This window comes from Leuconostoc sp., from assembly GCF_965300815.1.
This window is the reverse complement of sequence record NZ_CBDKZH010000053.1, coordinates 6,415-9,193: the sequence shown is the minus strand read 5'-3', so window position 1 is coordinate 9,193 and position 2,779 is coordinate 6,415. Positions and strand designations below refer to the sequence as shown.

The following is a 2,779-nucleotide window of genomic DNA, read 5'->3' as shown; positions in this document are numbered from 1 at the left end:
TTAAAATATTGTCGCTCATCTTTGGCAGTATCTAACCTTATTTTCGGGCAAAAAAATCCTAGCTGGATCCAGCTAGGATTTTTACCAGTCAGCTTATTTAAGCTGCCTTAATATAGTTGACACCATCTGCCTTTGGCGCACGTGTCTTACCAAAGAAGAAGACAAGCACGATAATCGTCAAGACGTACGGTGCGATTTGTAGCCAAATTGATGGGACGTTCTTCAAACCTGGCAATTGTGCCCCAACCACAGCAAGTGATTGTGACAAACCAAAGAAGAGCGAAGCACCCAATGCCCCAATTGGATTCCAACGACCAAAGATCATCGCTGCCATCGCCATGAATCCCTGACCCACAATGGTGCTGGCTGAATAGTTCAATGAAATTGACTGTGCCACTACGGCACCACCAACGCCACCAAGCAAGCCTGAAAGCATCACGCCTGAATAACGCAAACTGGCCACATTCAAGCCTAATGTATCAGCTGCTTGCGGATTTTCACCAACTGACCGCAAACGCAAACCAAACTTCGTCTTGAAAATCACGTACCAAGATAGCACTGCCACCACGATCGCTAGCCAAGCAGGCCCAGAAGTCTTCGCAAAGAAGAGGTCCCCAAGAATCGGAATGTGTGACAAAACTGGAATTGATGTATAACCAAAGTCTTGTGAAATTGGCACAGTTTGTCCCTTACCATAAAGGACTTTAATTAAGAAGACACCCAAGGCTGGGGCCATCAAATTAATCACTGTACCCGAAATAATGTGGTCCGCACGCAATGTGATTGTTGCCACACCATGTAACAAAGAGAAGAGCAAACCAACCACAGCACCGGCAAGCAAGCCAAACCAAGGTGTGGCTGAACCTAAAGTGCTAGCAAAAGTCAGGTTAAAGACAACCGCCGCAAACGCGCCCATGCCCATAATCCCTTCCAAACCAACGTTGACGACGCCGCCACGTTCTGAGAACGTGCCACCAATTGACGTGAAAATCAACGGCGTTGAGTAAACTAATGTACTAGAAATTACGAGTGATAACATCGCCATTAATGACATCTTTATTCACCGCCTTTCTGATTTTTACCGGCAACCGACTCGGCTTTGGCTGCCTTCTTAATTGCAGCTGCTTCAGCTGCCTTTTCGTCCATTTCATGGACACGCTTTTGAATCAATTGAATCAAATACTTTGCTCCAACGAAGAAGATAATTGACGCTGTCACAATATCAACCAATTCAAATGGTACACCTGATGACATTGGCATGCCTAGACCACCAATCTTCAACACTGAGAAGATTGCGGCTGATGCTAAGATACCAAGGTATGAGCCGCTACCAAGCAACGCAACCGCCATCCCGTCAAAACCAATGGCTGGCGAACCATTTTGCGTAAAGAAGTTCAGATAATTTCCAAGACCTTCAATGGTACCAGCTAAACCAGCTAATCCACCAGAAATGGCCATAGCAATCACGGCATTACGCTTGTCTGACATCCCTGCGTACTTTGCCGCATCCGCATTCAAACCAACGGCACGAATTTCAAACCCAAGTGTTGTCTTAGTCATCACAAACCAGATCACAACAATCATGATCAAAGCAATGAAAATACCCGCTGAAATACTTGAGCCTTGCGTCAAATCAGTCAACCACTTCATTTGCAATGACGCATTGGCGCCGACTTGCTTGGTTGTTTCGGCTGATTCTTTAATGCTCTTTGACATCGTATTTTGCAAAATGTTATTCCCTAAGAACAACAAAATATAGTTCATCATGATGGTCACGATCACTTCACTAGCACCAAACTGGGCGCGTAACCAACCCGGAATAGCACCCGCGATCGCCCCTAACCCAACGCCAAGCAAGATAGAACTTGGCATCATCAGATAAGCTGGCATATCTGGAAAACTCAACGCATACCAGACTGAACCAACCCAACCGGCTAAGGCTTGACCAGATAACCCAATGTTAAAGAATCCAGCTGTTTGCGCCACGGCAAAACCAAGCGCCGTTAAAATCAATGGCGTCATTTGAGTCAAGACACCACCGATGTCTTGCATTGAACCAAAGGCTGAACCCAGTAACGCCACATAACCAGAAATCGGATTATACCCGAAAACCAGCATAATAACGGCCCCAATAATCAACCCAAAAAGGACTGAGAATAAGGCCACAGAAAATGAATTTTTTTGTGCTGCCATTAGGCGTGTACCTCTTCTTTAAGCGCTGCACGGGCGTCGGCTAGACTCATCCCTGTCATCAGCAATCCTAATTCTTGTTTATTTGTATCTTTTGCATCAACAATCCCGACAACTTTACCCGCATTGATCACGGCAATACGATCAGACAAATTCAAAATTTCATCTAATTCAAAGCTGACGACCAGCACCGCTTTACCGTCATTACGTTGGTCAATCAAACGTTGATGAATGTATTCAATCGCTCCGACGTCAAGCCCACGTGTTGGTTGTGCCGCAATGACTAATTCGTTATCACGATTTAATTCACGGGCAATGACGGCTTTTTGTTGGTTACCACCAGACATCGACCCAGCCAAAACATGAATACCAGCTGAACGCACGTCAAATTCCTTGACCAACTCGTTGGCCAACTTATCCATTGCATCAGCTTGTAACACACCATGTTGTGACAAAGGCGCCTTATAGTACGTTTGCAATGCCAAGTTTTCTGACAACGTCATATCAACTTCCATCCCAAACCGGAGACGATCTTCAGGAATATGCCCCACACCAGCTTCTGTGATTTGGCGTGGCTTCTTATTGGTAA

At 45.5% G+C, this 2,779-nt stretch carries 2 protein-coding genes and 1 pseudogene; all 3 read right to left on the bottom strand.

From position 1 onward, the window contains the following. Positions 1-97: 97 nt before the first annotated feature. Positions 98-1,054 carry an ABC transporter permease gene (locus ACW12G_RS04775; RefSeq protein ID WP_455647395.1) on the bottom strand — a complete coding sequence of 319 codons (957 nt, stop codon included), beginning with the start codon at positions 1,052-1,054 and terminating at the stop codon, positions 98-100. A 2-nt stretch (positions 1,055-1,056) separates the two neighbouring features. Then, on the bottom strand, positions 1,057-2,193 hold the full coding sequence (locus tag ACW12G_RS04770; protein ID WP_029510031.1) for an ABC transporter permease: 1,137 nt from the start codon (positions 2,191-2,193) through the stop codon (positions 1,057-1,059). After that, positions 2,193-2,779, bottom strand: a pseudogene (locus tag ACW12G_RS04765) (heme ABC transporter ATP-binding protein); the annotation flags it as partial. The pseudogene ACW12G_RS04765 and the gene ACW12G_RS04770, both read right to left, overlap by 1 nt.

What these genes read in the sequence shown, in the direction of transcription:
- ACW12G_RS04775 (WP_455647395.1), bottom strand. Translation starts at nt 1,054, where the DNA reads ATGTCATTAATGGCGATGTTATCACTCGTAATTTCTAGTACATTAGTT.
- ACW12G_RS04770 (WP_029510031.1), bottom strand. Translation starts at nt 2,193, where the DNA reads ATGGCAGCACAAAAAAATTCATTTTCTGTGGCCTTATTCTCAGTCCTT.